The sequence below is a fragment of the Seohaeicola nanhaiensis genome (genome assembly GCF_042654245.1).
Classification (GTDB): Bacteria; Pseudomonadota; Alphaproteobacteria; order Rhodobacterales; family Rhodobacteraceae; genus Seohaeicola_A; species Seohaeicola_A nanhaiensis.
On the sequence record NZ_JBHSGI010000009.1, the window covers coordinates 379,869 to 406,461 of the forward strand.

Annotated in this window: 27 protein-coding genes, 1 tRNA gene and 2 riboswitches; of the genes, 7 read left to right on the forward strand and 21 right to left on the reverse strand. The window is 65.3% G+C overall.

Annotated elements, in window-relative coordinates; translation table 11 throughout:
* Positions 1-43: 43 nt before the first annotated feature.
* A complete protein-coding gene (locus tag ACFO5X_RS12160; RefSeq protein ID WP_380717724.1) occupies positions 44-580 on the reverse strand; it encodes a GNAT family N-acetyltransferase in 537 nt (178 codons plus the stop codon).
* Between the two features lie 191 nt (positions 581-771).
* On the opposite strand from ACFO5X_RS12160, the gene trmB reads away from it, so the two are divergent.
* Positions 772-1,482 carry a tRNA (guanine(46)-N(7))-methyltransferase TrmB gene (gene trmB, locus ACFO5X_RS12165; RefSeq protein WP_380717725.1) on the forward strand — a complete coding sequence of 237 codons (711 nt, stop codon included), beginning with the start codon at positions 772-774 and terminating at the stop codon, positions 1,480-1,482.
* A gap of 1 nt (position 1,483) precedes the next feature.
* Here trmB and ACFO5X_RS12170 read toward each other — a convergent pair whose 3' ends face one another.
* The 10 genes from ACFO5X_RS12170 to ACFO5X_RS12215 form a co-directional block, all read right to left on the reverse strand.
* Entirely contained in the window at positions 1,484-3,283 is a 1,800-nt protein-coding gene (locus ACFO5X_RS12170) for a feruloyl-CoA synthase (protein ID WP_380717726.1), read from the reverse strand.
* Positions 3,276-3,728: a MarR family winged helix-turn-helix transcriptional regulator gene (locus tag ACFO5X_RS12175; protein ID WP_380717727.1), complete on the reverse strand. Its 453-nt coding sequence runs from the start codon at positions 3,726-3,728 to the stop codon at positions 3,276-3,278. Before ACFO5X_RS12175 ends, ACFO5X_RS12170 begins: the two co-directional genes overlap by 8 nt.
* Positions 3,729-3,730: 2 nt before the next feature.
* Positions 3,731-4,492, reverse strand: coding sequence for a crotonase/enoyl-CoA hydratase family protein (locus ACFO5X_RS12180; RefSeq protein ID WP_380717729.1), 762 nt, complete (start codon positions 4,490-4,492; stop codon positions 3,731-3,733).
* Between the two features lie 8 nt (positions 4,493-4,500).
* Positions 4,501-5,991: a TRAP transporter large permease gene (locus ACFO5X_RS12185; RefSeq protein WP_380717730.1), complete on the reverse strand. Its 1,491-nt coding sequence runs from the start codon at positions 5,989-5,991 to the stop codon at positions 4,501-4,503.
* 4 nt (positions 5,992-5,995) lie between these two features.
* Entirely contained in the window at positions 5,996-6,571 is a 576-nt protein-coding gene (locus ACFO5X_RS12190) for a TRAP transporter small permease (protein ID WP_380717731.1), read from the reverse strand.
* A gap of 78 nt (positions 6,572-6,649) precedes the next feature.
* On the reverse strand, positions 6,650-7,684 hold the full coding sequence (locus ACFO5X_RS12195; RefSeq protein WP_380717732.1) for a TRAP transporter substrate-binding protein: 1,035 nt from the start codon (positions 7,682-7,684) through the stop codon (positions 6,650-6,652).
* A 134-nt stretch (positions 7,685-7,818) separates the two neighbouring features.
* Positions 7,819-8,214, reverse strand: a complete 396-nt coding sequence (locus ACFO5X_RS12200; protein WP_380717733.1) for an FAD-dependent monooxygenase — start codon at positions 8,212-8,214, stop codon at positions 7,819-7,821.
* Positions 8,187-9,026, reverse strand: a complete 840-nt coding sequence (locus ACFO5X_RS12205; RefSeq protein WP_380717734.1) for an FAD-dependent monooxygenase — start codon at positions 9,024-9,026, stop codon at positions 8,187-8,189. The genes ACFO5X_RS12200 and ACFO5X_RS12205 overlap by 28 nt, the downstream gene beginning before the upstream one ends.
* A gap of 73 nt (positions 9,027-9,099) precedes the next feature.
* Entirely contained in the window at positions 9,100-9,798 is a 699-nt protein-coding gene (locus ACFO5X_RS12210) for a fumarylacetoacetate hydrolase family protein (protein WP_380717735.1), read from the reverse strand.
* Positions 9,795-10,832 (reverse strand): cupin domain-containing protein, encoded by a 1,038-nt coding sequence (locus tag ACFO5X_RS12215; protein WP_380717736.1) that lies wholly within the window; start codon positions 10,830-10,832, stop codon positions 9,795-9,797. Before ACFO5X_RS12215 ends, ACFO5X_RS12210 begins: the two co-directional genes overlap by 4 nt.
* A 589-nt stretch (positions 10,833-11,421) precedes the next feature.
* Here ACFO5X_RS12215 and ACFO5X_RS12220 point away from each other — a divergent pair.
* Positions 11,422-11,706, forward strand: coding sequence for a VanZ family protein (locus ACFO5X_RS12220; RefSeq protein ID WP_380717737.1), 285 nt, complete (start codon positions 11,422-11,424; stop codon positions 11,704-11,706).
* 404 nt (positions 11,707-12,110) lie between these two features.
* Here the strand turns inward: ACFO5X_RS12220 and ACFO5X_RS12225 are convergent.
* Positions 12,111-12,186: transfer RNA gene (locus ACFO5X_RS12225), tRNA-Lys, on the reverse strand.
* A 217-nt stretch (positions 12,187-12,403) separates the two neighbouring features.
* On the opposite strand from ACFO5X_RS12225, the gene dapF reads away from it, so the two are divergent.
* Together dapF and mtaB are read left to right on the forward strand one after the other, a co-directional pair.
* Positions 12,404-13,237, forward strand: a complete 834-nt coding sequence (gene dapF / locus ACFO5X_RS12230) for a diaminopimelate epimerase (protein ID WP_380717738.1) — start codon at positions 12,404-12,406, stop codon at positions 13,235-13,237.
* Positions 13,234-14,478, forward strand: a complete 1,245-nt coding sequence (mtaB, locus tag ACFO5X_RS12235) for a tRNA (N(6)-L-threonylcarbamoyladenosine(37)-C(2))-methylthiotransferase MtaB (protein ID WP_380717739.1) — start codon at positions 13,234-13,236, stop codon at positions 14,476-14,478. Before dapF ends, mtaB begins: the two co-directional genes overlap by 4 nt.
* Before the next feature lie 197 nt (positions 14,479-14,675).
* On the opposite strand, the gene ACFO5X_RS12240 is transcribed toward mtaB, so the two are convergent.
* The 5 genes from ACFO5X_RS12240 to ACFO5X_RS12260 form a co-directional block, all read right to left on the reverse strand.
* A complete protein-coding gene (locus ACFO5X_RS12240) occupies positions 14,676-15,464 on the reverse strand; it encodes a cytochrome c1 (protein WP_380717740.1) in 789 nt (262 codons plus the stop codon).
* 16 nt (positions 15,465-15,480) lie between these two features.
* Positions 15,481-16,806 (reverse strand): cytochrome b, encoded by a 1,326-nt coding sequence (petB, locus tag ACFO5X_RS12245; RefSeq protein ID WP_380717741.1) that lies wholly within the window; start codon positions 16,804-16,806, stop codon positions 15,481-15,483.
* 12 nt (positions 16,807-16,818) lie between these two features.
* Positions 16,819-17,382, reverse strand: a complete 564-nt coding sequence (gene petA, locus ACFO5X_RS12250; protein WP_380717742.1) for a ubiquinol-cytochrome c reductase iron-sulfur subunit — start codon at positions 17,380-17,382, stop codon at positions 16,819-16,821.
* A 187-nt stretch (positions 17,383-17,569) separates the two neighbouring features.
* Positions 17,570-18,184: a glutathione S-transferase gene (locus tag ACFO5X_RS12255; protein ID WP_380717743.1), complete on the reverse strand. Its 615-nt coding sequence runs from the start codon at positions 18,182-18,184 to the stop codon at positions 17,570-17,572.
* A 54-nt stretch (positions 18,185-18,238) separates the two neighbouring features.
* Positions 18,239-18,853, reverse strand: coding sequence for an FMN-binding negative transcriptional regulator (locus ACFO5X_RS12260; protein ID WP_380717744.1), 615 nt, complete (start codon positions 18,851-18,853; stop codon positions 18,239-18,241).
* 56 nt (positions 18,854-18,909) lie between these two features.
* Positions 18,910-19,060: riboswitch (FMN riboswitch) on the forward strand.
* 74 nt (positions 19,061-19,134) lie between these two features.
* Between ACFO5X_RS12260 and ACFO5X_RS12265 the strand changes: the two genes are divergently transcribed.
* The gene (locus tag ACFO5X_RS12265) at positions 19,135-19,569 is read left to right on the forward strand and encodes a 6,7-dimethyl-8-ribityllumazine synthase (RefSeq protein ID WP_380717846.1); all 435 of its coding nucleotides are present in this window, start codon (positions 19,135-19,137) and stop codon (positions 19,567-19,569) included.
* Here ACFO5X_RS12265 and thiQ read toward each other — a convergent pair.
* The 3 genes from thiQ to thiB are packed head-to-tail and all read right to left on the reverse strand — an operon-like array spanning position 19,566 to position 22,748.
* Positions 19,566-20,258, reverse strand: a complete 693-nt coding sequence (gene thiQ, locus ACFO5X_RS12270; RefSeq protein WP_380717745.1) for a thiamine ABC transporter ATP-binding protein — start codon at positions 20,256-20,258, stop codon at positions 19,566-19,568. The two genes, ACFO5X_RS12265 and thiQ, sit on opposite strands and share 4 nt — an antisense overlap.
* The gene (locus ACFO5X_RS12275) at positions 20,245-21,792 is read right to left on the reverse strand and encodes a thiamine/thiamine pyrophosphate ABC transporter permease ThiP (RefSeq protein ID WP_380717746.1); all 1,548 of its coding nucleotides are present in this window, start codon (positions 21,790-21,792) and stop codon (positions 20,245-20,247) included. Before ACFO5X_RS12275 ends, thiQ begins: the two co-directional genes overlap by 14 nt.
* A complete protein-coding gene (gene thiB, locus ACFO5X_RS12280; RefSeq protein ID WP_380717747.1) occupies positions 21,768-22,748 on the reverse strand; it encodes a thiamine ABC transporter substrate binding subunit in 981 nt (326 codons plus the stop codon). Before thiB ends, ACFO5X_RS12275 begins: the two co-directional genes overlap by 25 nt.
* 35 nt (positions 22,749-22,783) lie before the next feature.
* Positions 22,784-22,882: riboswitch (TPP riboswitch) on the reverse strand.
* Positions 22,883-22,972: 90 nt separating this feature from the next.
* On the opposite strand from thiB, the gene aroC reads away from it, so the two are divergent.
* Positions 22,973-24,076: a chorismate synthase gene (aroC, locus tag ACFO5X_RS12285; protein WP_380717748.1), complete on the forward strand. Its 1,104-nt coding sequence runs from the start codon at positions 22,973-22,975 to the stop codon at positions 24,074-24,076.
* 4 nt (positions 24,077-24,080) lie between these two features.
* The gene (locus ACFO5X_RS12290; protein ID WP_380717749.1) at positions 24,081-25,025 is read left to right on the forward strand and encodes an AEC family transporter; all 945 of its coding nucleotides are present in this window, start codon (positions 24,081-24,083) and stop codon (positions 25,023-25,025) included.
* Between the two features lie 55 nt (positions 25,026-25,080).
* Here ACFO5X_RS12290 and ACFO5X_RS12295 read toward each other — a convergent pair whose 3' ends face one another.
* Positions 25,081-26,586, reverse strand: a complete 1,506-nt coding sequence (locus ACFO5X_RS12295; RefSeq protein WP_380717750.1) for a malonate--CoA ligase — start codon at positions 26,584-26,586, stop codon at positions 25,081-25,083.
* Positions 26,587-26,593: the final 7 nt, after the last annotated feature.

Sequence of the window (26,593 nt, forward strand, 5' to 3'; positions counted from 1 at the left end):
GCCGGGACAGGAGAGACAGGTCGGGCGCGCGCTGACGATCAGGTCAGCGCGGGTCCGGCCGGAAATCCACCTGCGCTTCGGTCACGCCCGAGGCAGCGGTGAGCCGGGCCCCGATATCCGCGACCAGTTTCCGCATGGCGGAGTTTTCGCGCAGAAACAGAAGTTTGGCGGACTTGAGGCCGCGTTCCTCGGCCACCACCAGCAGAGCGGCCACGAGGATGCGGCCCAGGGCTGCATGACGCCATTCCTGCTCGACCGTGACCGCAATCTCGGCCGTGCCCTCGCCGCCCTCGGGCACCAGTTCTCCGACTCCACGCAGACTGCCGCTGACGAAGGCGCCGACAAGAAAGGCGGCTTGCCAGTTGATTTCGTCGCAATAGCGCTGAATCGCCGCGTCGTTCATCTGGTGGAAGAATCGCGTGCGGCGGTCGTCGGGCGACAGGCGGCGCAGATGATCGGCAAGGATGCTTCGATCAGTGGCCCTCAGAGGGCGCAGGACGATATCCAAGCCGGAGGGGTGCATCACCGCGATGCCGCCGCGCGTCTTTCGAAACAGTGAATTCCGGGGGTACCCGAACATCGGAGCAAACCCTTTAAACGTCCCTCCCTAACGCTGCGATGGCCGAGGTCATGCTGCGCTGCGGCATAGATAACCCGCAGTCCGGCGAGTGCAAGCGGGACGTACCGTCAATTCGATACCGTCGCACCCTTGCCGCAACGGCGCACAGCCGCTAGGACGACGCCGCCCCCAAGACCGCGAAGGCCGATGCCATGACCGACGATACGCCCGCCGACCGCCCGCACCGGAATTTCTATGGCCGCACGCGGGGCAAAACGCTGAAGCCGAGTCAGCGGGTCTATCTGGACGAGGATCTGGCACCCCTGTCGCCCGGGCCGGTCAGTTGGGAAGAGAACCCGGAGCGCAGACCGCTGGATCTGGCCGCCCGGTTCGGAGATGTGCCGGTCTGGCTGGAGATCGGATTCGGCGGGGGCGAGCACATGGTGCATCAGGCCGCGCGCAACCCCGGAGTGGGTATTATCGGTGCGGAGCCGTTCATCAACGGTGTTGCCATGCTGCTGGGCAAGATCCGCGCGGCGGGGGTGACCAACCTTGCAGTGCATCCGGGCGACGTGCGCGATGTCTTCGACGTGCTGCAGCCCAGCAGCATCGACAGGGCCTTTCTTCTCTATCCCGACCCCTGGCCGAAGAAACGGCACCATCGGCGCCGGTTCGTGACACCCGAGCATCTGGAGCCGCTGGCGCGCGTTCTGAAACCCGGCGCGATCTTTCGGGTGGCGACGGACATCCCCGACTATGTGCGCCAGACGCTGGATGAAGTGCCGAAGGCCGGGTTTTCCTGGCTGGCCGAAGGTCCGGACGATTGGCGCAAGCCCTGGGACGACTGGATCTCAACGCGTTATGAACAGAAGGCTCTGCGCGAGGGGCGCGTGCCGCATTACCTGACGTTCCGCCGAAACTGACCTACACCCGGATCACGGCGCTATCCGTGTTTGAATAGAGCCTGTCCAGAAGATCGGCCCGCCGGGTCAGCAGCTTGCGGAAGTTGAGATTGCCCTTGGCCGTGATCTCTCCGTCGGCGATCGATGGCGGTTCCGCCATGATCAGTGCGCGCGCGATGCGATTCGAGGAACCGGCGGCCGATTTCGCAAGGTCGGCGAGCCGCGCGGCGATCTCGGCCTGCACCTCTGTGCCGATCATCGCGCCGTTGTCGGGCGTCAGACTTGCGGCGGTCTCGGCCGACGGGACGATCAACAGCCCCACCTCGTTATGCCCTTCACCGGTCACCACCACATCTGCCGCCAGCGGGGCGAGCTTGATCAGCGCATCGAGACGCAGTTGCGCAGCGCGAACCCAGGTGCCGGTCAGCAGCTTGAAGTCCTCGGAGATGCGGCCGTCGAAACGCAGGCCCTTGGTCATGTCGTTCGGATCGACAAAGGCCATGGCGTCGCCGGTCTTAAAGTATCCCTCTTCGTCGAAGGCCTCGGCCGTTTTTTCCGGGGCACCGTGGTAACCCGTCATGATATTGGGCCCCTTCACCCGGACCTCGAAGCGGGTGTCGTCGTCGGGTACCAGCTTGACCGAAACGCCGGTCATCGGCACGCCGACGATGCCGGACCGGTCGGTCGGCTCGTGCTGGATCAGGCAGGCGGGTCCGGTTTCGGTCAGGCCCCAGGAAGAGTTCATCAGCGGCACCGCGCCGCGCACTTCGGTCGCCATTTCCTCGAGATCGCGCCAGACGTCCTGAGGCAGCGAGGCGCCGGCGTAGAAGATCATGTCGAGGTCTTCGAAGTATTTCCGACGCAGCCCGGCGTCGCGGCGCATGGCATCGCGCATCATGGCGAAGCCGACGGGCACGTTGAAGGCCATGGTGCCATTCATCAGGCCATTGTTCTCGATGGATTTCTCGACCAACCCCTTCGCGGGCTTGCCCTCGTCGATGTAGAGGCTGCCGCCGTTGGCGAGCATCATGTTGAAATTGTGCGAGCCGCCGAAGACGTGGTTCCACGGCAGCCAGTCTACAATGCGCGGCGGGCGCGATTGCAGGAAGGGCAGGGCGTCGAGGATCTGGGCCTGGTTAGCGCACATCATGCGGTGGGTGGTCAGCACCCCCTTGGGTGATGAGGTGGAACCGGAGGTCATCAGGATTTTGACGACGGAGTCTGGGCCGATCTGAGCTGCCGCGGCGTCCACGTCGGCGTCGCCCCCCTTCAGAAGCTCGTCGAATGCGGTCTGATCTGGGCCCGGATTACGGCTGACCACGATTTCGCGGCCGGCCATCTCTTCCATCGCCAGCGCCTGGGCGAAACGCATGCCGTCGACGGCGTAGACCATCTTGGGGTCGATCAGGTTCAGGACGTATTTCAGCTGCGCATGGGCGCCGGGGATCAGCGAATATTGTTCTGCCACCGGAACGGTCGGGATGCCCACGTAATGCGCGGCCAGAGAGAGCAGGCCGTGGTCGACGCCGTTGCCCGAGACGATCAGGATCGGCGTGTCGGGGCCGAGGCCGCGCGCGAGCAGGGCAGAGGCGAGCGCGCGCACCTGATCCAGCGCCTCGGCATAGGGCACTTCCCGCCAGCCCGGGCCGCTGCGCTCGGCCAGGAAGACGGTGCCGGGCCTTTCCTGTGCCCAGCGTTGAAGCCATTCGCCCGAGGTTGCGGCGGGGCGCGACATGTCATGGCCTGAGGTGAGAAGGATCGTCCCGTCGGGCCGGTCTTCACGTGCAACTTTGTGGCGGCGATAAAGGTCGGAGTCAGGCATGAGTCGTCTCCTCGCTGGCCGTGCGCTCCATCAGCGCCAGGGCTTGCATCAGGGTCTGCAGTTCGAGCTTGGACAGGCCGCTTGTGATGCGGGCCTCGTGGGCCTGCACCGCCGCGATGGCGCGCGCGCAGAGCGCACGGCCGGCGTCGGTCGGTATCAGGGCGTGGGCGCGGCGGTCACCCGCGGCGCGCTGGCGTTCGATCAGGCCGGCCTTTTCCAGTTCGGCCACCAGTGCGACCATGTTCGGTTTCTCGACCGAAAGGGCATCGGCCAGTTGCGCCTGCCGGAGGCCCGGGCAGTCGGTCACGACCACCAGCGCAGAAAAGGTCATCATCCGCAGTCCAAGCGGCGCCAGAACACGGTTCAGATCGGCCTGAACGCCAAGAAAGGCGCGTTTCATCGCGTAGCCGCAGAACCCCCTCAGCGTGGCGTCGGGTGGCGTCATCGTCAACGGAAGGCCGGTTGGCGTTTTTCAAGGAAGGCGGCCAGGCCTTCCACGGCGTCCGGGCTGGTCTGCGCCAGGGCAGCGCAGAGGCTTTCGGTGAAGAGTCCGTCCGCCTTGGACATGTCCTCGATCCGGGCGATGCCCTGGATCATGACATAATTGGACAGACCGGCATTGCTGGCGATCTTCTGGGCCAGATCACGGGCCAGAGCCATCGATTCGCCTTCGCCCACGGCATAATGCGTCAGGCCGAGCCGCAGCCCTTCGTCGGCACCATATTTGCGCCCGGTCAGCATCATCTCGATCATGCGGTCAGCGCCCAGGATGCGGCCCACGCGAACCGTCGCGCCGCCGCCGACAAAAATACCGCGCCGTCCCTCGGGCAGCTGGAAAATGGTAGAGGGTTCGGCAATCCGGACATGGGTCGAGGTGGCGAGTTCGAGCCCGCCGCCGATCACCGCGCCATACATGGCCGAAATCACGGGCAGTCCGGAGAACTGGATGCGGTCCATGACCGTGTGCCAGTTGCGGGAATGGCGCATGGTGCCTTCGGCGTCGCGCTGGACGTGCTCGGAGAGGTCGAGCCCCGAGCAGTAGTGCCCGGCCGTGCCGGTCAGGATCACTGCACGGATGCCGGCGGGGGGCGCACGAAAGAAATTGTCGAGTTCGCCCAGCAGCGTATCCGACATCGCATTGCGCTTGTCCGGGCGGTTCATCGTCAGGGTGGCGACGGCGCCATCGGTCTCGACCAGAAGCTGGGACATGGTGGCTCCTAAAGCGGCAGAAGGAACAGGGTGATCGCGGGCACGGCGACCAGCAGCGCGACGCGGAACAGGTCGGTGGCGACGAAATACATCACCGCCTTGTAGGTCTCGAGAATCGGGGTCTTCTGGTCCATCGAATTGATGATGAACAGGTTCATGCCGACCGGTGGGGTGATCAGCCCGACCTCGACCACGATCAGGACGAGGATACCGAACCATATGGCGGTGTATTCCTCGTCGATGCGGTTCGCCATGCCTTGGCTGACGCGGATGCCCAGCGCGCTGATCTGGTCCTTGGTCAGCAGAGCGCCGTCTGCGATGGTCTGCTTGATCGAATCGAGCATGGGCTGGGCGAGATCGACGCCGCTGGCGATGGCCTCCATGGCGCGTTCGGCGTGCAACGTCTCGAGCGTGACCATGTGGAAGTCGAGTGACTGGATCACCGGCCAGAAGACCGGAATGGTGAGCAGGATCATCGAGAGCGAATCCATCACGCATCCGAAGATCAGGTAGAAGATCAGGATGACGATAAGGACGGTGATCGGCGCATAGCCCTGGGCGAGGATGAATTCGACCATCGCATCGGGCAGTTTGGTGATCGCAAGGAAGCCGTTGTAGAAGGCGGCACCGAGGATGATGAAGAAGATCATCGCGGTCGAGCGGCCGGTGACGACAAAGCTTTCAACCAGTGTGTGGCGGTTCAGCCCGCCGTTCAGCAAGGCAATGAGACCGGTTCCCATGGCCCCCACTGCGGCGCCTTCGGTTGGTGAGAACCAGCCGAGGTAGATGCCGCCGACGACCAGGCCGAAGACCAGGAGCACGGGCCAGACGTGCAGGAGCGCCCAGAAGCGATCGGCCATCGGCATGGGCGGGCGGGTTCCGGCGCTTTCGGGGTGGATGCGGACATAGATGGAAATGGCGATGACATAGCCGATTGCAGCCAGAACGCCCGGAATGAAGGCTGCGAGGAACAGTTTGGCGATGTTCTGTTCGGTCAGGATGGCAAAGATCACCAGGACGACCGAGGGCGGGATGAGGATGCCCAGCGTCCCGCCAGCCGCAAGCGTTGCCGTCGAAAAGCCCCCTGCATAACCGTATTGCCGCAGTTCCGGCAGAGCGACGCGGCCCATCGTGGCGGCAGTGGCGAGCGAGCTTCCGCAGATCGAGCCAAAGCCGGCGCAGGCGCCGATGGCGGCCATGGCGACACCGCCCTTGCGGTGGCCGAGAAAGCCCTCGGCCGCCTTGAAGAGCGCAGTGGACATGCCGCCGAGCGTGGCGAAGTGGCCCATCAGAAGGAACATCGGCACAATGGACAGTGAGTAGCTGCCGAAGGTCGAGAAGACCTCATTTTTCATCCGCAGAAGCGGGAAATCCACGCCCTGCGTCAGCCAAAGCCCGACAAAGGCAGTGACGAACATGGCCAGCCCGATGGGCACCCGCAGGAAGATGAGCACAAGCAGCGCGGGGAAGGACCAGATGCCGATGGCCAGATCGCTCATGATGTCAGACCTCGCTGCCGTCGGCGACGATCACGCGCCCGCTGAAAAATTCGATGATGCGCACGATGGCCATGTAGACACCGACAACGGCGGCGCCGATGGCCCCGAACAGGCTGAGCGCATAGGCCCACCAGACGGGATAGGCGAGCAGGAAGGACGTTTCGCCGTTCTTCAGCTTGTCGATCATCCCGCTGTAGAGCTGGATGGCGATCACGACCAGAACCAAGGCGAAGACGACCTCGATCGCCATGCGCAGGAAGCGGTTGGCGCCGCGCGGCAGGAAGCTGGCGAAGATGTCCACGCTCGCATGGCCGGCAGTGATCTGGCACAGCGGCAGGAATGCAAAGACGGCAAAGGCGATACCTGCCTCGACCAATTCGAAGTCGCCATTTATCGGCCCGACCCCGACTGAGATTAACCAGGAAGCGAAATCCGGCAAAAGCCAGTTCAATACGCCGTGCGCCCAACCGTTCAACAGTCTTCCTGCGATAGACAGCACGGTGAGTACGATCAGCGCGACCAGGACCAGCCCGCCGAGCATGGTCATGAAACGGCTGAAGCCGAGCATGAATTTGTACATGGCCTCTCCCTTCCCGGTCGTTGCCGGGGGTGACGGGCCGCGCGCTGGGCACGGCCCGAAATCAGCAGTTGATCTGCCTTACTTGGAATATTTCTCGATCAGCATCTGCGCTTCTTCGAGAAGCGCCTGGCCGTCCTTGCCGCGGGCGTTCATGTCAGCCACCCATTCGTCATAGATCGGCTGAGACAGTTTGCGCCATTCCTCGGTCTGGTCGGCAGGGATGGTGATGATGTTGTTGCCGAGGTCCACGGCGATCTGGCGCGCCGGGCCGTCTGCGTCGGCCTGGGTGCCGCCTGCGAAGACCGAGAATTCCGCGCCCGAGTTCTTGTCGATCACGGCCTTCAGGTCATCCGGCAGGCTTTCGTATTTGGCCTTGTTCATGGCCAGAACGAAAGTCAGCGTGTACAGCGCCTTGCCCTCGAACTCGGTGTGGTTCTGCACCAGTTCAGGAACCTTGAGCGAGGTGGTGACTTCCCACGGAATGGTGGTGCCGTCGATCACGCCCTTGGACAGGCCTTCAGAGACCGCTGGAACCGGCATTCCGACCGGGGTCGCGCCGAGCTTGGTCAGCAACGAGTTGACCGAACGGCCGCCGCCGCGGATCTTCATGCCCTGCAGGTCGGCGGGCGTTTCGACCGGATCCTTGGTGTGGATCATGCCGGGGCCGTGCACCCAGGTGCCGAGGATGTGGACGTCCTTGAATTCGTCGTCCTTCATGTGCTTTTCGAACATGTCCCAATAGGCATGGCTCACGGCCCGCGCATTGGTCATGATAAAGGGAAGCTCGAAGACCTCGGTGGTCGGGAAGCGGCCAGGGGTATAGCCCACCACGGTCCAGACGATGTCGGCCACGCCGTCGATGGCCTGGTCCATCAGCTCTGGCGGCTTGCCCCCAAGCTGCATCGACGGATAACGCTCGACCTTGATGCGCCCGCCCGAATCCTTCTCGACGTTGTCCGCCCAGACGTCCAGGACCAGTTTCGGCACGTTGGCCTGTGCCGGCAGGAACTGGTGCAGTTTCAGCGTGACTTCCTGGGCGAATGCCGAAGATGCGGCAAGCGCACCAATGGCGGCGCCACCCAACAGCCCCAGAACGGTTCTTCTCTTGGTCATGATTTCCTCCCTCAGACCCGGTAGGCATTATAGTGCCACATATGGCATATAGTGCACTTTTCGCACAAGCGATTTGGCGTCTCAGGATGCAGAATCCCGTCGATTCTGCAAGATGGTTATATGGTATAACGACTTTACCTGCGCCGGGTCTCAGCGGAGACAGCCCCCTGCAGTCCGGTGCTGCCATAGAGCCAGTCGATCTGGTCATACCACTCGCCGGGCGACCGGGAGCTCATCACTGCATTTCTCAGGGCGGCATGGGCGCCGGCGGGGTGGTAGACGTGCTGCCCGATCTCGCGCGATTGCAACTGAACCCGCGCGGTGCGCAGATGGCGCATATTCTGGTAGATCTCAAGCCGGGACGGCAGGTCATCCCGGCTTTCGCCCAGGACGTGCGAGAGTGCGACCGCGTCCTCCATCGCCATGCAGGCGCCCTGGGCGAAATACTGCAGCATGGGGTGGGCGGCGTCACCCAACAGTGCCACGCGGCCATCGGTCCAGTTCAGCACCGGATCGCGGTCGCAAAGCACCCAGACTTCCAGTCGGTGCCCTTGTCGATGATCTGCTTCGCCACCGGAGCGACGTGTTCGAAACCCCGGCGCACCTCGTCGTGGCTGACCGGCTTGCCCGCGACCGGCTCGGGGGCGTCGTTATGGTAGGTGACGACGAGGTTAAAGGTCTTCCAGCCTTGCAGCGGATAGTGAACGATGTGGCACTTCGGCCCCGCCCAGAGCGTGGCGGCATTCCATCGAAGATCCTCGGGCATGTCCTCGGTCGGGATGACCGAGCGATAGGTTGTATGTCCAGACACCCGCGGCGCGCCGTCGTTCAGCATCTGCTTGCGGATGTTCGACCACAGACCGTCGGCGCCGATCAGGGCAAGGCCATCGACGCGGTTGCCATCTGCCAGAATCGCGGTCACGCCATTTGCGTCCTGGTCGTAGCCGGCGACCCCGCTGCTGGTGCGCAGCTCGACGTTGGCATGCGCCTGGCAGGCCTTGAGGAAAACGCCGTGAAGGTCGCCGCGGTGGACCACGGCGTAGGGATTGCCCATCCGGCTGCGGAAAGCGTCGTCGAGCGGAATGCGGGTGATCTCGTCGCCGCTCAGCGCATCCATCAGGCGCAGGTTGTCGATGTAGACCGCCATGTTGCGCGCGGTTTCGCCCACGCCGAGGTAATCGAAGGCGTGGAAGGCGTTGGGACCCAGCTGGATGCCTGCGCCGATCTCGCCCAGTTGCGCGGCCTTCTCCAGAACCAGCACCTTCAGGCCCTTCTGAGCCAGCCCGATGGCCGCCGCCAGCCCGCCGATGCCGCCGCCAGCGATCAGGATACGGTCTTTCATGAGCTTACCTCCAGGTTGGGCAAAGCTCCGCCATGCCCCTGCCGGGGATAACGCAAGCTGCTGTGAACAGAGTCTATTCCGCGTCGGTGATCGTCAGTTCGATCGGGTCCAGCCCGTCGATGCCGCCGGTGATCTTGTCACCCGCCACGACCGGACCAACGCCCGCGGGCGTGCCGGTCATGATCAGGTCGCCGGGGACCAGGTGATAGAACTTGGACAGGTCGGCGACGATCTCGTCCAGCTTCCAGATCAGCTCGTCCAAAGTCGCATCCTGTTTGACCGCGCCATTGACGGAGAGATGGATGCGCTGTTTGGCGACCTCGCCAAAGTCGGCGGCCTTGGTCAGCGGGGCCAACACGGCGCTGCCTTCGACATCCTTGCCCAGATCCCAGGGGCGCTGCTTTTCACGCGAGGCGATCTGAAGGTCGCGGCGGGTCATGTCGAGGCCGCAGCCATAGGCGTAGATCGCGGCCTTGCCAGCTTCGCGAGAGGCCCGGAAGACCGGCTTGCCGATGGCGATGACCAGTTCCATCTCGTGATGGTAGTTCTTGGTGCCGGGCGGATAGGGAACGGATGCGCCGGTAAGGTCCGCGCTCGCGGGAGACTTGGTGAAATAGAACGGTGCCTCCCGGTCGACCTCAAAGCCCATCTCGGCGGCGTGGGCCGCATAGTTCCGACCGACACAGAAGATGCGGTTGATCGGGTATTCGGCGCTTTCTCCCTTGACCGGAACGGTCACGGGTTTTGGCAGGTCGAACAGAAGGGAGGTCATTTCGCGCGTTCCTCGTAATAGCCAAGCTTGTCCTGCAGCGGGCGGTCGTGGATGCGGACCAGGAAGGCCTCGCTGCCGGCCTCGTGCGTGATGTCGGCAAAGACCGGCGCCGTAAAGGTGTCTTTTGGACCCCATTCGATGGTCTGGCCATTGATCAGGCTGCGGCCCTTGCCCTTGACGACGTGAAAGGCCGAGGACGATGACCGCAACGGCGGCGCGTCCCTCTGGCCGGCGGCCAGCATCATCGCGGTAAAGCCCATCGTCGGCAGAACGTCCTGGCCGGTTTCAGGGTTGATGTAATCCACCTCGGCGATGCCGTTGTCGCCGTATTTCGCCAGTTCACGCAGCGCGGCTTCGGTGCGTGCCCAAGGATAGCGCATCATCGGATAGCGGCGAACGGAATTGTTGAGCCGGCGGGAGGGGGCCAGACCGGCGGCGGCGTATTCCACCTGGCTGGCGTCGGGGCGATTGCGCTGGGCCTGAAGCGGCGCCTCTTCGGCGTAGGAACCTTCGAGGTAGACGAAGAGCGGCAGGTCGAGCGCGTCGAGCCAGATCACCGGTTCGGTGCCTTCATGGCCGTGGTCGTGCCAATCCCCGCCGGGGGTGAGGACGAGATCACCATCCTGCATCGGGAGTTTTTCGCCATCGACAACGGTGAAGCCGCCCTTGCCCTCGACAATGATCCGCGCGGCGGAAGGCGTGTGGCGGTGGGCCGGAGCGGTTTCGCCAGGCAGCAGCAGCTGCATCCCGAGATAGATCGAAGAGGTCGCCTGCATTGCTCCGGTCCCGCGGCCCGGGTCCGAGAGCACGAGCACGCGGCGCTCTGCCTTCTCGACCGGTGTCAGTTCGCCGGCGCGCAGCAAGAGCGGTCGGAGCGCATAGAAAGACCAGTGCCCCGGCTTCGTCACCGGCTTGGGGGCGCCGTGCGGCAGGACGTTGCGCATCATGGGCCACAATGGCGCAACCCCGGCCGCGCTCATATCGTCGCGATAGTCCTGCGGAAGATCTTCAAGGGTTCCGAGTTGCTGTGACATATGTGCCTCCCCATGCAATTAAAGAGATGTATACTTACTATATGTGTGCCTGTCAATTCCCATCCCTCCAGACTGTCCTGGGTCCGAACACGTTGAATTAACGTTTGGGCTGCATGTTGGTCCGCAGCGTCAGGTCCTGCCGGAAACGGCCGCCCTGGCCGACGGTCTGGTCGAAACCGAGTAATTGGTCATGGGGTTCGTGCTTCTGGGGACTTTGGCGGGATTGGCGGCGGGTCTTGCGGCCCTCCTCCTCGGAACGGGAGTCTGGTCTTCCCTGGTGATCTACTCCGCGACCGGAGGGGCCACTGTACTTTTGTCCAGCATTGCGAGCCTGGTGACCGGGAAGCTGTTTCGCAGCCGGCAGGGCCGTGCGCCGCCGTGCGATCGTCGGGGCCCGGCTGCACGGCCGCCACCATCCGGGCGATGAGTCGGGGCATAGCTGGCCAAGCCCTCCGGCATATGTCATCAACCCGATCCAGTTTGCCGGAGATGACGAGTGACCAAATCCTCCCCAAGATCGCGAAAGTACCCCGCGATTTTCTGGATTGCCCTTCTCCTGACAGGGGTCATCGGGCTCGCGATAGGACTCGTGACGCTGACGCCGATGCCTGCCCTTCCGGGGCCGCCGGGCAATGACAAGGCCGCACATGCTTTCGCCTTCGCGGTTCTCACATTGCCGATATCGCTGCTCGCCCCGCGCAGTCTGATTTGGCTGATGCCGCTCGCGCTGGCCTATGGCGGCGCAATCGAACTGATTCAGCCCTATGTCGGCCGCAGCCGCGAACTCGCCGACCTGATCGCCGATGGGGTTGGCATCCTGGCCGGTGCCGCTCTTGGGCGCGGTCTGTCCCGTCTGTTCGCAAGGCGCGGCTGACGGATTTGATCCGGCGGCTGGGCGGAAACCTGCGCCGGGCCGGGCTTGCCTTCCGGCTCAAATGACAGCCCTGTAGTCTTGCGCGCAGGTCGGATTGGGGCAGGTAGGGCGAGGAACTCCCAATCCTCTCCCGCGCTGTGCCCGGTGCAGGCGGGCGATTGGACCGTGCAGGAAATCGACGGGATTCTGCCGGCGCCCGACGGCCGCATCATCACGCGGAAGGCCTGTCCTGCAGAGGGTCTGGCGGAAGAGGAGCATGCGATAACGATGCTTTCGCGGGATGTCGTCGCCGTATGTCTCGGTCAGGTTGCGGGCGAGACGGCAGCAGCCGCGAGGAACTGTCGTTCCTTCCCACTTCCGCAAGCGCGAAACAGGCCCCATAAGGGTCAGCGGTCTGGAAGAAGTGGTGAGCCGTGCAGGGTTCGAACCTGCGACCTACTGATTAAAAGTCAGTTGCTCTACCAGCTGAGCTAACGGCCCACTTCTATCGCCGGGCGGTTGCCCGCCCTGTGCGCTGATACGAGAATTTCCCACCCGGGATCAAGCTCATAGTTTCGCACGACGCCGCCCCGATTGACTTATCTCCCGGGGCGTCCGGCGGCTTCCTAGAAGGCGGTGCAGTCGGGGTCAAGCCCAAATCTGGCCTTTTGCGCGGGCGCTCTGGATTCGTCCGGGTGCCGGCGGTATATGCGCGGTCATGAGCGATATGGCACAGGGCGGTTTGCCCTTCATGAAGATGCACGGACTGGGCAACGACTTTGTCGTGGTCGACGGGCGCGCACGCGCGGTCGAAATCACGCCTGGGTTGGCCCGCGCTCTGGCGGATCGTCACCGGGGCGTTGGGTTCGATCAGCTTGCGCTCATTACCGAGGGGGCGGGTGACGCGCACCTGACATTTTACAACGCGGACGGGAGCACTTCGGCCGCATGTGGCAATGCGACCCGCTGTATTGCCCGCTATCTCATGGACGAGACCGGCAAGACCGTGCTGCGTCTGACCACCGATCGCGGAGAGCTTGCGGCGCGGGATGCCGGTGGCGGGCTGACGTCTGTGAACATGGGGGCGCCCCAGCTTGACTGGGAAGAGATCCCGCTGGCGCGCGAGATGGATACGCTGTCGTTGCCGATCGAGGGCAACCCGGTTGCCACCGGCATGGGAAATCCGCATTGCACCTTCTTTGTCGAGGACGTGATGGCGGTGCCGCTGGAGACCTTCGGCCCGGCGCACGAACATCATCCGCTGTTTCCGCAACGCACCAATGTCCAGGTGGCGCAGATCACGGGCCCGGACCGCATCCGGATGCGGGTCTGGGAGCGCGGGACCGGGCTGACGCTGGCGTCGGGGTCGTCCTCTTGCGCCGTGGCGGTCGCGGCTGCGCGGCGGGGGCTGACCGGGCGGCACGTCATGATCGACCTGGATGGCGGCACCATCGAGGTGGAGTGGCGCGACGATGGGGTCTGGATGACCGGGCCGACAGCTCATGTCTTCGAGGCGACGCTGACGCCAGCCTTTCTGGCCTCGCTCGGATGAGTGCGCCGCGCTTCACCACGCTTGGGTGCCGGCTTAACGCCTACGAGACCGAAGCGATGAAGGAACTGGCCGCAGAGGCAGGGCTGGAGAATGCCGTCATCGTCAACACCTGTGCGGTGACCTCCGAGGCGGTGCGCAAGTCCCGGCAGGAGATTCGCCGTCTGCGGCGCGAGAACCCTGGCGCGCGGCTGATCGTGACCGGCTGTGCGGCCCAGACGGAACCCGAGACCTTCGCGGCGATGCCCGAGGTCGATGCGGTGATCGGCAATACCGAAAAGATGCAGGCGTCGACATGGGCGGCGCTGTCGGGCGATTTCGGGACCGAGCCGGTTCTGGTCGACGACATCATGAGCGTGACCGAAACGGCGGGCCATCTGATTGACGGCTTCGGGCGGCACCGGGCCTATGTGCAGGTCCAGAACGGCTGCGACCACCGCTGCACCTTCTGCATCATTCCTTTCGGGCGGGGAAATTCCCGGTCGGTGCCGGCGGGCGTCGTGGTGGAGCAGATCAAGCGGCTGGTCGGCAAAGGGTTCAACGAAGTCGTGCTGACGGGCGTGGACCTGACCTCGTGGGGGGCGGACCTGCCGGGCGCGCCGCCGCTGGGCGATCTGGTGATGCGGATCCTGCGGCTGGTCCCGGATCTGCCGCGGCTGCGGATCAGTTCGATCGATTCGATCGAGGCGGACCCGCGGCTGATGGAGGCCATCGCCACGGAGCCCCGGCTGATGCCGCATCTTCACCTCAGTCTGCAGCATGGCGATACGCTCATTCTCAAGAGGATGAAGCGTCGGCACGGGCGCGAGGATGCGATCCGGTTCTGCGAGGAGGCGCGGGGGCTGCGGCCCGAGATGACCTTCGGGGCGGATATCATCGCGGGCTTTCCCACAGAGACCGAGGCGCATTTCGAGAATTCGGTGAAGCTGGTGGAAGAGTGCGGGCTGAGCTTTCTGCATGTCTTTCCCTATTCACGGCGGCCGGGGACGCCGGCGGCGCGGATGCCACAGGTGGCGGGGCCGGTCATCAAGGAGCGGGCGGCACGGCTGCGGGAGGCCGGCGCAGCGGGGCTGGAGCGGCATCTGAGGGCGCAGGTGGGGCGGACCCACCGGGTGCTGATGGAAAGCCCCCTGATGGGCCGTACAGAGCAATTCACCGAGGTGCGGTTCGCGGAACCGCGGGCGGAAGGGGCCATCGTGACAGCCAGGATCACGGGCCGTGACGGGGACGTTCTGACCGCCTGAGCGGGGCCTTTTCAGGTGTCCCAGCTAGGACGGGGGGTCAACCCGTTGTATTTGCTTGAAAATCATCGAGTGACCTTTTTTTTGGGCCGATGTTTCGGTGAGAATGCGGCCGCTATTCCCCCGCCGGACGAGACAATGAAAACCCCCGCGAGCGAGGCTCGCGGGGGCGAAATGTCGTTGCCCGATCGAAAGACCGGTCAGGCGTGCTTCTTGCCCTTGTGGGGAGCCCAGATGCGCTTGTTCGTCAGGTAGAGCAGCACGGTGAAGATCGCGAGGAAGAGCGCGCCGACCAGGCCCGCCTGCTTGCGTTCCATCATCTTGGGTTCTGCGGTCCACATCAGGAAGGCCGCGACGTCCTCGGCCATGTGGCGCACATCGTTCGGGTGACCGTCGGCAAATTCGACCTGACCGTCGGAGAGGGGCGGGCTCATCCCGATCCAGCCGCCCGGGAAGGCGGTGTTCTGGTAAAGAGTCACGCCGGCCTCTACCTTTTCCTCGCCGGTGTAGCCGGACAGGAGAGCCGTGATGTATTCGGGGCCGCCGATACCCTTCACGAGCTGGTTGATGCCGGTTCCATAGGGGCCGTGGAAGCCTGCGCGGGCCTTGGCCATCAGGCTGAGATCGGGTGCGCCGGCGCCGGTGTTGGCCGGGAAGTGGTCGGTCGGCTTGCCGGGCCGCGATTCACCGGTTTCCGGATCGTCGATGCTGAAGTTGGCGGCATAGGCGCGCACCTGATCTTCGGGAATGCCCAGGCCGCTTTCGTCGGCCAGGGACCGGATCGGCACGAACTTGAGCCCGTGGCAGGCGGAGCAGACCTCGGTGTAGATCTGCAGGCCGCGTTGCAGCTGATTGCGGTCATAGGTTCCGAAGGGGCCTTCGAAGGAAAAGGCAATGTCTTCGATATGTCCGCCGGTCTCGGCCGCCTGGGCGGCAAAGCCGCCGAGGCTGAGTGCGAGGATGCCGCCGATTGCGAGTTTCTTGAACATCTGTCCCGTCCTTTTCTTATTCGGCAGGCGTGGCGTCGGACTTGCCGTAATGGGCGGCAAAGTCTTCCTCGATCGTCGCCGGAGGCGCCTCTGGCTTTTCGATCACGCCGAGGATCGGCAGGATGACGAAGAAGTAGGCGAACCAGTAGGCCGAGGCGATGAGCGCGAAGCTGGCGTAGGGTTCTTCGGCCGGCTGGCCGCCGAGCCACATCAGCACCACGAAGTCGATCACCAGCAGGTAGAACCACCAGCGGAACATCGGGCGATAGCGGCCCGAACGGACGCTGGAGGTGTCGAGCCAGGGCACGAGCGCCAGGGCCACGATGGCACCGAACATCGCGAGCACGCCGAAGAACTTGGCGTCGATGATGCCGCCGGTCAGGAACGACGCGGCCTGCACGACCCAGACCTCGCCAGTGAAGGCGCGCAGGATGGCGTAGAAGGGCAGGAAATACCATTCCGGCACGATGTGCGCGGGCGTCGCCAGCGGGTTGGCTTCGATGTAGTTGTCGGGGTGGCCGAGGTAGTTCGGCATGAAGCCGACGATGGCGAAGAAGATCACCAGCACCAGCGCCAGGGCGAAGAGGTCCTTGATCACGAAGTAGGGCCAGAAGGGCAGGGTGTCCTTGTCAGCCTCGGCCTTCGACGAGCGGCGCACCTCGACCCCGGTGGGGTTGTTGTTGCCGGTGGTGTGGAAGGCCCAGATGTGCACGATCACGAGGCCCGCGATGACGAAGGGCAGCAGGTAGTGCAGCGAGAAGAAGCGGTTCAGCGTGGCGTTGTCCACGGCCGGGCCGCCGAGAATCCAGGTCTGGATGTCGGGACCGACGAAGGGCACGGCGCCCAGGATGCCGGTGATCACGGTTGCACCCCAGAAGGACATCTGGCCCCAGGGCAGGACGTAGCCCATGAAGGCGGTGGCCATCATCAGGATGTAGATGACGATGCCGACGATCCAGGTGATCTCGCGCGGGGCCTTGTACGAGCCGTAATAGAGACCGCGGAAGATGTGGACGTAGACGGCGAAGAAGAACAGCGAGGCGCCGTTGGCGTGCAGATAGCGGAGCATATAGCCGCCGTTCACGTCGCGCATGATGTGCTCGACGCTCGCGAAGGCTAGGCTGACGTGCGGCGTGTAGTGCATGGCCAGCACGATGCCGGTCACGATTTGCAGCGCCAGACAGAAGGTGAGGACGATGCCCCAGATCCACATCCAGTTGAGGTTGCGGGGCGTCGGGATCATCAGCGTGTCGTAAAGCAGGCCAATCACCGGCAGGCGGCTGTCCACCCACTTTTCGATGCCCGATTTCGGTTCGTAATGATCGTGCGGAATACCGGCCATTCGTGAGTCCCCTTATCCCAGCTGGATCGTGTTGTCGTCGGTGAACTTGACCACCGGCACCGGCAGGTTGCGCGGGGCGGGGCCTTTGCGGATGCGGCCGGCGGTGTCGTAGTGCGAGCCGTGGCAGGGGCAGAACCAGCCGCCGAAGTCACCCGAGGCGTTGCCGAGCGGCACGCAGCCGAGGTGGGTGCAGACACCCATCATCACCAGCCACTCTTCCTTGCCGGGCATCGCGCGGTTTTCGTCAGTGGCCGGCTTGTCGGGGCCGAGGTTGGCGTTTTCGGCGTTCGGGTCGGGAAGGGTGCTGACGTCCACCTGCTTCGCGGCGGCGATCTCTTCTTCGGTCCGGCGGCGGATGAACACGGGTTTGCCCAGGAACTTGACGGTCAGCTGGGTGCCGGTTTCGACCCCGCTCACATCCACCAGGATCGACGAGAGCGCCTGCACATCGGCCGAGGGGTTCATCTGGTTGACCAGCGGCCAGACGGCGGCACCGGCTGCGACGGCACCGGCACCGGCGGTCGCATAGTAGAGAAAGTCTCTCCGGGTGCCTTCGTGATCTTCTGCGTGGGACACGAGATTTGCTCCAATTCCAAGGCCCGGCACGGGGCTGTCATGCTTTTGAACCGCATCAATTATGCGGTCTCTCGGTTCGGCTAATTAACGGGGTGTGTTACATTCGTCCAGCGGTCAAAGGCGCGCAGGGTGCCCCTCATCGGGGGCATTGTTGCAATTTTCGCGACCTTGCCCATCCTGCCCGCGCTCACTTGGCGTCCCGCGGCCGGGTCGCGGCCAGGCTGGGGCGCGAATCGAACCGGGTGAACCAGTCGGCCAAGGCGTCGTTGCCCTGACGCCAGTTGCGGGCGTCGTGGCGGAAGTCGAGATATCCGAGCGCGCAGGCGATGGAGATCTGGCCCATGTCGAGCGGGCCGGCGAGATGGCTCATCCACATGCCGTTCATGGCGGCGCAGGCGCGGGAGATCTTGGCCCACTGGCCGTCCATCCAGGGCTGTGAGCGCATCTCCTCGGTGCGGAAGCGGGCCTCGTAGGCGAGGTTCACGGCGGAATCAAGAATGCCGTCGCCCAACGCCTCGAGCGTCAGCGTTTCCCAGCGGCGCTTGCCCAAGGGGTAGAGGCCGCCGTTGCCGCGGGCGTCCAGGAAGGCGCAGATCACGCGGCTGTCGAAGAGGGTCGGTCCGTCGTCACGCTCGAGCGCGGGGATCCGGCCCAGCGGGTTCTTCCCGATCAGGTCGGCCGAGGGCGCGACAGGCGTGGTCGCGGTGGGGACGATCTCGACATCGTCGAGTTGGCCGGTCTCGTGCAGAACCACCATGACCTTGCGGACATAGGGCGAGGCCGGGCTGTAGCTGAGTTTCATGGGTATTCCTGTCCTTCGTTTTTTCGCCACCCTAGAAGCCGCGCCGCCCGCTGTCTATGCGCCGCGCATCATTGCGGCGAGCAGCGCGACCTCGGCGCCGAAGCCGCCGGCCTCGGCCCCCTCGGCGGCGCCCAGACGCGCGGCTTCGGGCTTGTTCTGCGAGAATTTCCAGGTGCCGTCGACGGCGGTGATGGCCAGCCTGCAGGGCAAGATCATGCGCAGCAGCATGTCGAGCGCGTCGGGATCGACCTTGCCGACTTTCCATGGAGTCTTGGGCAACAGGCGTTGCTCGTAGTCGGCCGACTGGCGGTCGAGCAGGTCGCGCATGGTCTCCTGCGGTTGAAGCGTGACGTCTCCCTTCAGGTGGACGGCGACGTAGTTCCAGGTGGGCACCTGGTTTTCCATTCCATACCAGTCGGGGGAGATATAGCTGTCGGGGCCATTCACAGCGAGGATCGCTCGGAGCGGCCGGTGCAGCGCGCGGGCAATCGGGTTGGAGCGGACGAGGTGGAATTCGGCCGTCGTGCCGTCGTCCGAGAGCAGGAAGGGAATGTGGCTGACCAGCGGGCCATCCTCGGTCGCCACGCTGAGGCTGCCGAAGGCGCGGCTGCGGGCGAACGCGAGGTTCTTCGCCGCATCCGCGGTGTGGTAGATCGGGTTGGGGTGCATGGCGGTCTCCTTCGCGTCTCTGTCTTGCCTTTGCCCGTGTGGATTGGCAATCTCTGCACTGTTCTCAGGGCGGGGCGAAATTCCCCACCGGCGGTATGCGGGGTTCTCTCCGCGAGCCCGCGAGCGCCCCGGCCGCGAGGCCGGGGGTCAGCAGATCCGGTGCGAGGCCGGAGCCGACGGTTACAGTCCGGATGGAAGAGGACGGAGCATGTGTCGCCGCGCCAGCGGTGCGCCTGCCCGTGATCGCCTTGGGTGACGTGTCGAACCTGAAGGAGATCATGATGACACACACCCGTTTCGCCTTTGTCAAAGCCGGCTGGCACGCCGATATCGTCGACCGTGCGCTGGAGGGTTTTCTGGAGCTGATACCGGCCGCGCAGGTCGACGTGTTCGACGTTCCGGGCGCATTCGAACTGCCGCTCATGGCCAAGGAACTTGCCGCCACGGGCCGCTATGGCGCGGTCGCCTGCGCAGCCTTCGTGGTGGATGGCGGCATTTACCGCCACGACTTCGTCGCCCAGGCCGTGATCGACGGGCTGATGCGCGCCGGGCTGGACACCGGGGTTCCGGTGCTTTCGGTCTCGCTGACGCCGCACCATTATCAGGAGACCGAGCATCACACCGCGATCTTCCGCGCGCATTTCGTCGAGAAGGGCCGCGAGGCGGCGCGGGCGGCCCTGGCGGTGTGCCGCACCCGGGCGGCGCTGGCGGCCTAACCGAGATAGTCGCGCAACACGGCGGGGGGATTGTCGAGCAGTTCTCCCGTCGCTGCCGGCGGCTCGGCCCGGCCTTCGGCGACAAGGATGACCTGCCCGGCGATCCGGCGGGCATCGGCGGGGTCATGGCTGACCATCAGCAGGGTGGCTTTCGTCTCGGTGGCGAGGGCCGCGACCAGATCGAGCATCTCCGACTTGAGCGCCGGGCCGAGCGCGGCGAAGGGTTCGTCAAGCAGCAGCAGCGGGCGGTTCTGCACCAGCACGCGGGCCAGCGCCGCGCGGTTTTGCTGACCGCCGGACAGGGCCGCGGGCTTGCGGTCGCCCATCGTGCGCAGGCCGACGCGGGACAGGGCCTCGCGCACCTGAGCCTGTTGCGTCTCGGTCAGGCGCAGGTCGGGGCGGATGCCAAGGCCGACGTTCTGCGCGACACTCAGATGCGGAAACAGGTTGCCGTCCTGGAACAGCATGGCGACCGGGCGTTGGCCGGGCGGGGCATGAGTGATGTCTTGGCCGTCCCAGGTGATGCGGCCCTGGATGACCGGGTGAAATCCCGCGATTGCCCCGAGCAGGGTCGATTTTCCGGCGCCCGAAGGGCCGATGACGGCGATCTTCGCGCCGGTCTCGACGGTGAGATCGGCGTCGAGGAAGAAGCCGCCGTTGTCGATGCGGGTCTGGTCAAGGCGAAGCATGGCGGCCTCCACGGTCGCAGAGCCAGAAGGCGGCGACGGACAGGATGAGGAGGAGGAGGGCGGCGCCGGCCGCGGCCTCCATCCGGTAGGCGGCCATCAGACGGTAGATTTGCAGCGGCAGCGTGGCGGTTTCCGGGTCGGCAAAGAGGGCGATCACCCCGAGGTCGCCCATCGAGAGGGCCGCCCCGAGCCCGGCGGCAAAGCCGATCTGCGGGCGCATCCGGGGCAGCAGGACGAGCCGCAGGAAGCTGGCCGAGGTCATGTTCAGCGTCGCAGCGAGGCGGGTGTGGCGCTGCACCTCTTCGCGCGCCTTGGGGACGAGGATGCGCAGGGCGAAGGGCAGCGACATGAGCGCATTGACCAACGCCGTCACCGGAAGCGCGAGGGCGAAGGGGCTGGCGACCGGGTTGATCAGCAGAAAGAGGCCCGCGCCCAGAACCAGCGGCGAGACGGCGAGGCCGAGCAGCCCGATGTGTTCGATGGCGGGCGCGCGGGCCGCGGCAATGGCCATCGGCAGGGCGAGCGCCAGCAGCACGGCGGTGCTGAGGGCGGCGACGCAAACAGAGACCAATGCGGCCGACCAGACCTGATGCGGCAGCTGGATGAGTCCGGGGAGACCGTTTGCGGCGATGGCGGCGAGCGGGGTCAGCAGAAACAGCGCGGCGGTGAGGATCAGGGCGGTGTCGAGCATCTTGAGGCCGGGGGTGCGCGCATCCCAGCGCTGAACCACGCGGTCAAGCCCGGCGCCGAAGCCGCCCTGCGCGGAGACGCCGAGCGCCAGGGTCGCGGCGGCCAGCGTCAGGGCGATCTGCACCAGCGAGAGCAGCGTCGCGCGGCCGAGGTCGAATTCGAAGCGGAAGGCCTGGTAGATGGCCAGCTCGATGGTGGTGGCGCGGGGGCCGCCGCCAAGGGTCAGCGCAACGGCGAAGCTGGTGAGGCAGATGGCGAAGACCAGCGCGGCGACGCCGGGCGCAGTCCGCGCCAGCATCGGACGTTCGAGCAGCCGCCAGATGTCGCGGGTATCCGCGCCGAGCTGGGCGGCCAGTCGGAAGCGTTCGGCGGGGATGTCCTGCCAGCCCTGCAGGATCAGGCGGGTTGCGAGCGGCAGGTTGAAGAAGACGTGGGCCAGGACAACGCCGTGAAGGCCGTAGACCGAAACCGGGGGCAGGCCGGCGAGGGTGAGCAGATCGTTCAGCCAGCCGCCGCGCCCGAAGACGGCCAGCAGGCCCAGCACGGCGACGATGACCGGCAGGATGAAGGGTGCGCCCAGCAGCGTGATCAGCAGCCCGCGGCCGGGAAAGCTGCGCCGCGCCAAAGCGCGGGCGACGGGGATCGCCAGGGCGACGCTGAAGAGGGCCGAGAGCGCGGCCTGCAGCACGGTGAAGCGGATTGCCGCGCCGTCCTGCGCTGCCAGTCCCGCCTCGGTTTCCGCGCGCAGGGCGACCGCGGCCAGGGCGGCGAGCAGCGTCGCGGCGACCAGCGCCGCCGCGACAAGGCCGGGCCAGAGGGTTACTGGCTGAGCGCGGTGAGCCATTCGGCCAGCGCGGCGTCCCGCACCTGTTCTGCCTCTGCCTCGGGGATGAGCAGCGATTTGTAGGGTTCGACCAGATCGTTGAAGCCCTCGGGCAGGCCGGCCTCGGGCGTCACGGCGGGATACATCCAGTTGGTGGTCGGAACCACCGACTGGAAGGCGTCGCTGGTGATGAACTGCAGGAACTGCTGGGCCAGTTCGGGCTGTTTGCTGGAGGCCAGCCGCGCGGCGACCTCGATCTGCATGTAATGGCCTTCGTCGAAGGCGGCGGCCTCCTTGGTTGTGTCGTTTTCGGCGATGATGTGATAGGCGGGTGAGGTGGTGTAGGAGAGCACCATGTCGGCCTCGCCTTCCAGGAACAGGCCATAGGCCTCGGACCAGCCCTTGGTCACGGTCACGATGTTGTCGGCCAGATCGGTCCAGACCTGCGCTGCATCGTCGCCATAGGCGGCCTTCACCCAGAGCAGCAGGCCGAGGCCGGGGGTAGAGGAGCGCGGATCCTCGATGATGATTTTCAGATCGCTTTTCGCCAGTTCCAGGAAGTCCTGGGGCACATGCTCAAGATCGGTCTTGTGCACGAAGGCGAAATATCCCCAGTCGTAGGGCACGAAGATGTCGTCGGACCAGTCGATCGGCAGATCGTACTCGGCTTCAACGCCGCTGGGCGCGAAGAGATCGGTGGACCGGGCGGCGGCGGTCAGGTTGGTGTCGAGGCCCAGAACCACGTCCGCGCCGGTGCGCGCACCTTCCAGCCGGATGCGCGCCATCAGGGCCGCGCCGTCGCCGGCGGTGACGAATTTCAGGTCACAGCCACATTCGGCCTCGAAGGCCTTTTCGATCTGCGGCCCGGGGCCCCAGTCGGTGACGAAGCTGTCATAGGTGTAGACGGTCAGTTCCGGCGTCTGGGCGAAGGCGCCCGTGGCACAGAGAACTCCCGCAGCAAATGTCAGATGTTTCATGGCATCCTCCTTGTTGCGGCTTTGGGCAAGGGTGGAGTGATGTCCATGACCTTCCCTCCGCCAGTGCTAACTGGTTCAGGTTCAACGGGTCTGCTTGCGCATCTCAGCCAGTCCTGGCACCCCGAGGTAGCGCAACATCTAGGGCGGCGAGGGTGCCCTTGCAAGGCAAATCCCCTTGAGCGGCATGGGCCACGCGGCTAAGGCAGGGGCGAAGGAGCCCGCCCATGACAACCAACAGCTTTGGCCATCTGTTCCGCGTCACCACCTGGGGCGAAAGCCACGGGCCGGCCATCGGGGCGACCGTGGACGGCTGCCCGCCCGGCGTGCCGGTGGACGAGGCGTTCCTCCAGCAGTGGCTGGACAAGCGCAAGCCGGGGCAGTCGAAGTTCACCACGCAGCGGCGCGAGGCGGACGAGGTCAGGATCCTGTCCGGCGTGTTCGAGGGGCAGACCACGGGGATGCCGGTCCAGTTGCTGATCGAGAACACCGACCAGCGGTCGAAGGATTATTCCGAGATCGCCGAGAAGTTCCGCCCCGGCCATGCCGACATTACCTATTGGCAGAAATACGGTATCCGCGACTATCGCGGCGGCGGCCGGTCCTCGGCGCGCGAGACGGCCAGCCGCGTGGCCGCGGGCGGGCTGGCGCGGGCGGCGCTGAAGGTGCTGGCGCCGGAGGTGGAGATCACCGGATACATGACCCGCGTGGGCGTGCACGAGATCGACCGCGCACGGTTCGATGCGGAGGAGATCGGGCGCAACCCGTTCTGGGGACCGGATGCCGAAATGGCGGCGCTCTGGGCCGATTACCTCGACGGGCTGCGAAAGTCGGGCAATTCGGTAGGCGCCGTCGTCGAAATCGTGGCCAAGGGCGTTCCGGCCGGTCTGGGCGCGCCGGTCTACAGCAAGCTCGACACCGATCTGGCCGCAGCGATGATGAGCATCAACGCGGTGAAGGGCGTCGAGATCGGCGAGGGCATGGCCGCGGCGATGCTGACCGGTGAAGAGAATGCCGACGAGATTTTCATGGGGAACGACGGCAAGCCCGTCTATTCCAGCAACCATGCCGGCGGCATCCTGGGTGGCATTTCGACCGGGCAGGATCTGGTGGTACGTTTTGCGGTCAAGCCGACTTCGTCGATCCTGAAGCCGCGCCAGACCATCACCAAGACGGGAGAGGCGGCAGAGATCGTCACCAAAGGCCGCCACGATCCCTGCGTGGGCATACGCGCCGTGCCGGTGGGCGAGGCGATGATGGCCTGCGTGATCCTGGATCACATGCTGTTGCATCGCGGGCAGGTCGGAGATAACCGCGGGCGGATCGGCTGAGCCCTTGTCGGCCATCTTTTCGATCACCTTTCCGATCTATGCGGCAATTGCCATCGGATATGTCCTGGTGGCGCGCGGCGTCTTTGTGCGCGACGACATGCTGGTGCTGGGCCGATACGTGCTGAACATCGCGATGCCGGCGCTGCTGTTTCACGCGCTGGCCTCGCGTCCGCTGGGCCAGATTGCCGACGTGGGGTACATGACGGCCTATCTGCTGGGCGGGGTGGCCGTGATGGGGCTGGGCTTTGTCTGGTTCAGCCTGACGGCGGCCGACAAGGGCCGGCGCGCCGTGGCCGTGATGGGGGTCAGCTGCCCCAATTCGGGTTATGTCGGCTATCCCGTGATGCTTTTGGTGATTCCGGATCAAGCCGGGGTGATCCTGGCGCTGAACATGCTGGTGGAGCTGGTCGTGCTGATTCCCCTCTCGCTGATCCTGCTGGACCTGTCGCAGGAGCGGGAGAGGGTTTCGCCCTGGGTGCGGGCGCGCCGGATTGCCGTGGATCTGCTGAAACGTCCGCTGATGATCGCGCTGATCCTCGGGCTTGCGGCGTCGGCGCTGGACCTGCCGGTGCCGGGTACGGTGGAGAAGCTGTTCCAGATGCTTGCATCCTCGGCTGCTGCGCTGGCGCTGGTGGTGATCGGCGGATCCCTGGTGGGGCTGCCGCTGAATGGCAACCGGTCGATGGCGGTGCAGATCGCGGTTGGCAAGCTGGTGGTGCACCCGGCGCTGGCTGCTGCGGCGGTGGTGCTGGTCAGTGCGCTTGCGCCCGGCGCACTCTCAGAGCCGATGGGGCGGGTGGCAATCCTGTCGGCGGCGATGCCGATCATGGGGATCTACCCGGTGCTGGCCCAGGAACGCGGCCTGGGCGGTGCGGCCTCGCTGGCGCTGCTGGTGGCGACGACTGCGGCCTTCGGCACCCTGTCGCTGGCGCTGGTCTGGCTGGGCTGACGCGGCTGAAACCCTGGGAGGGTTCCGGCCTGATTTCCGCTGCGGAGAAAGGCTGTCAGGGTTTGAACAGGCCCGCATATTCCTCGCGCAGCGCCTTCTTCTGGACCTTGCCCATGGTATTGCGGGGCAGTTCGTCGACCACGAGCACCTTCTTGGGCTGCTTGAACTTCGCGAGAACGGTCGAAAGCGCCTTGGCGATCGAATCCGGCTCTAACCCGGCTTTTTCGGGGACCACCACGGCCACCACGGCCTCGCCGAAATCGGGGTGGGGCACACCGATCACGGCGCTTTCGAGCACGCCGGGCATGTCGTCGATCAGGCTTTCGATCTCTTTCGGATAGACGTTGAAGCCGCCGGTGATGACAAGATCCTTCTGCCGCCCGACGATGACGTAATAACCGTCCGCGTCCTGCCGCGCGAGATCGCCGGTGATGAACCAGCCGTCGGGACGCAGCTCTTCCGCCGTCTTCTCGGGCATCTGCCAGTAGCCCTGAAAGACGTTCGGGCCGCGCACTTCCAGCACGCCGATCTCGCCCGGCGCGACCTCGGTGCCGTTGTCGGTGATGCGCACCTCGACGCCGGGCAGGGCAAAGCCCACGGTGCCGGCGCGGCGCTCGCCCTCGTAGGGGTTGGAGGTGTTCATGTTGGTCTCGGTCATGCCGTAGCGTTCGAGGATGCGGTGACCGGTGCGCGACTCCCACTGTTCGTGGGTGTCGACCAGCAGCGGCGCCGAGCCCGAGACGAAGAGGCGCATGTTGCCGGCGCGCTCGCGGGTGAGGCGGTCATCGGCGAGCAGGCGGGTGTAGAAGGTAGGCACACCCATCAGCGCCGTGGACGTGGGCATCGCCTGAAGGATCGCCTCGGGGTCGAAGCCAGGCAGGAAGACCACCTGGCAGCCGGCCAGCAGCGCCACGTTGGTGGCGACGAAAAGGCCGTGGGTGTGGAAGATCGGCAGGGCGTGGATCAGAACGTCATCCGCCGTGAAGCGCCAGTGGTCGCGCAGAACGCGCGAGTTGGAGGCGAGGTTGGCGTGGCTCAGCATGGCGCCCTTGGAGCGCCCGGTGGTCCCCGAGGTGTAGAGGATCGCGGCAAGATCGCCCGCCTCGCGCGGGGCAGGGTCGAACCCTGTCTGGACGTCAGCCAGTTCGCGCAATGTGCCGTGCCCGGTGGCGTCGAGTGTCATCACCTTGGCGTCGCCCGATACGCTCTTGGTCTCGTCCAGCCGCCTCGGATCGCAGACCACGACGCGGGGGGTGGCGTCGCCGATGAAATAGGCGATCTCGGCGGCGGTATAGGCCGTGTTGAGCGGGAGAAAGATGCCGCCGGCCATCACCGTGCCGAGATAGAGCTGGATGGCCTCGATGGTCTTGGAGACCTGAACCGCCACCCGGTCGCCCGGCAGCACGCCCAGCGCGACCAGCGCCGCCGCCATCTGTTCGGCGCCCTGGAAAAGGCTTCCGAAGGTGACGGTGCCTCCGTCGGGCAGTTGCGCGAACACAGCGTCTTCGCGTCCGATGCTCGACTGCCGCAGCGCGTGGGTCAGGTGGTTGGTGTCGTACATTAGGGAT

Excerpts from the sequence above, each read along its gene's own strand:
- ACFO5X_RS12205 (WP_380717734.1), bottom strand. The coding sequence starts at position 9,026 with ATGAAAGACCGTATCCTGATCGCTGGCGGCGGCATCGGCGGGCTGGCG.
- ACFO5X_RS12185 (WP_380717730.1), bottom strand. The coding sequence starts at position 5,991 with ATGAGCGATCTGGCCATCGGCATCTGGTCCTTCCCCGCGCTGCTTGTG.
- ACFO5X_RS12175 (WP_380717727.1), bottom strand. The coding sequence starts at position 3,728 with ATGACGCCACCCGACGCCACGCTGAGGGGGTTCTGCGGCTACGCGATG.
- ACFO5X_RS12295 (WP_380717750.1), bottom strand. The coding sequence starts at position 26,586 with ATGTACGACACCAACCACCTGACCCACGCGCTGCGGCAGTCGAGCATC.
- dapF (WP_380717738.1), top strand. The coding sequence starts at position 12,404 with ATGAGCGATATGGCACAGGGCGGTTTGCCCTTCATGAAGATGCACGGA.
- ACFO5X_RS12180 (WP_380717729.1), bottom strand. The coding sequence starts at position 4,492 with ATGTCCCAGCTTCTGGTCGAGACCGATGGCGCCGTCGCCACCCTGACG.
- ACFO5X_RS12195 (WP_380717732.1), bottom strand. The coding sequence starts at position 7,684 with ATGACCAAGAGAAGAACCGTTCTGGGGCTGTTGGGTGGCGCCGCCATT.
- aroC (WP_380717748.1), top strand. The coding sequence starts at position 22,973 with ATGACAACCAACAGCTTTGGCCATCTGTTCCGCGTCACCACCTGGGGC.
- ACFO5X_RS12240 (WP_380717740.1), bottom strand. The coding sequence starts at position 15,464 with ATGTTCAAGAAACTCGCAATCGGCGGCATCCTCGCACTCAGCCTCGGC.
- ACFO5X_RS12215 (WP_380717736.1), bottom strand. The coding sequence starts at position 10,832 with ATGTCACAGCAACTCGGAACCCTTGAAGATCTTCCGCAGGACTATCGC.
- ACFO5X_RS12160 (WP_380717724.1), bottom strand. The coding sequence starts at position 580 with ATGTTCGGGTACCCCCGGAATTCACTGTTTCGAAAGACGCGCGGCGGC.
- ACFO5X_RS12210 (WP_380717735.1), bottom strand. The coding sequence starts at position 9,798 with ATGACCTCCCTTCTGTTCGACCTGCCAAAACCCGTGACCGTTCCGGTC.
- ACFO5X_RS12265 (WP_380717846.1), top strand. The coding sequence starts at position 19,135 with ATGACACACACCCGTTTCGCCTTTGTCAAAGCCGGCTGGCACGCCGAT.
- trmB (WP_380717725.1), top strand. The coding sequence starts at position 772 with ATGACCGACGATACGCCCGCCGACCGCCCGCACCGGAATTTCTATGGC.
- thiB (WP_380717747.1), bottom strand. The coding sequence starts at position 22,748 with ATGAAACATCTGACATTTGCTGCGGGAGTTCTCTGTGCCACGGGCGCC.
- thiQ (WP_380717745.1), bottom strand. The coding sequence starts at position 20,258 with ATGCTTCGCCTTGACCAGACCCGCATCGACAACGGCGGCTTCTTCCTC.
- mtaB (WP_380717739.1), top strand. The coding sequence starts at position 13,234 with ATGAGTGCGCCGCGCTTCACCACGCTTGGGTGCCGGCTTAACGCCTAC.
- petB (WP_380717741.1), bottom strand. The coding sequence starts at position 16,806 with ATGGCCGGTATTCCGCACGATCATTACGAACCGAAATCGGGCATCGAA.
- ACFO5X_RS12170 (WP_380717726.1), bottom strand. The coding sequence starts at position 3,283 with ATGCCTGACTCCGACCTTTATCGCCGCCACAAAGTTGCACGTGAAGAC.
- ACFO5X_RS12190 (WP_380717731.1), bottom strand. The coding sequence starts at position 6,571 with ATGTACAAATTCATGCTCGGCTTCAGCCGTTTCATGACCATGCTCGGC.
- ACFO5X_RS12275 (WP_380717746.1), bottom strand. The coding sequence starts at position 21,792 with ATGGCTCACCGCGCTCAGCCAGTAACCCTCTGGCCCGGCCTTGTCGCG.
- ACFO5X_RS12260 (WP_380717744.1), bottom strand. The coding sequence starts at position 18,853 with ATGCACCCCAACCCGATCTACCACACCGCGGATGCGGCGAAGAACCTC.
- ACFO5X_RS12255 (WP_380717743.1), bottom strand. The coding sequence starts at position 18,184 with ATGAAACTCAGCTACAGCCCGGCCTCGCCCTATGTCCGCAAGGTCATG.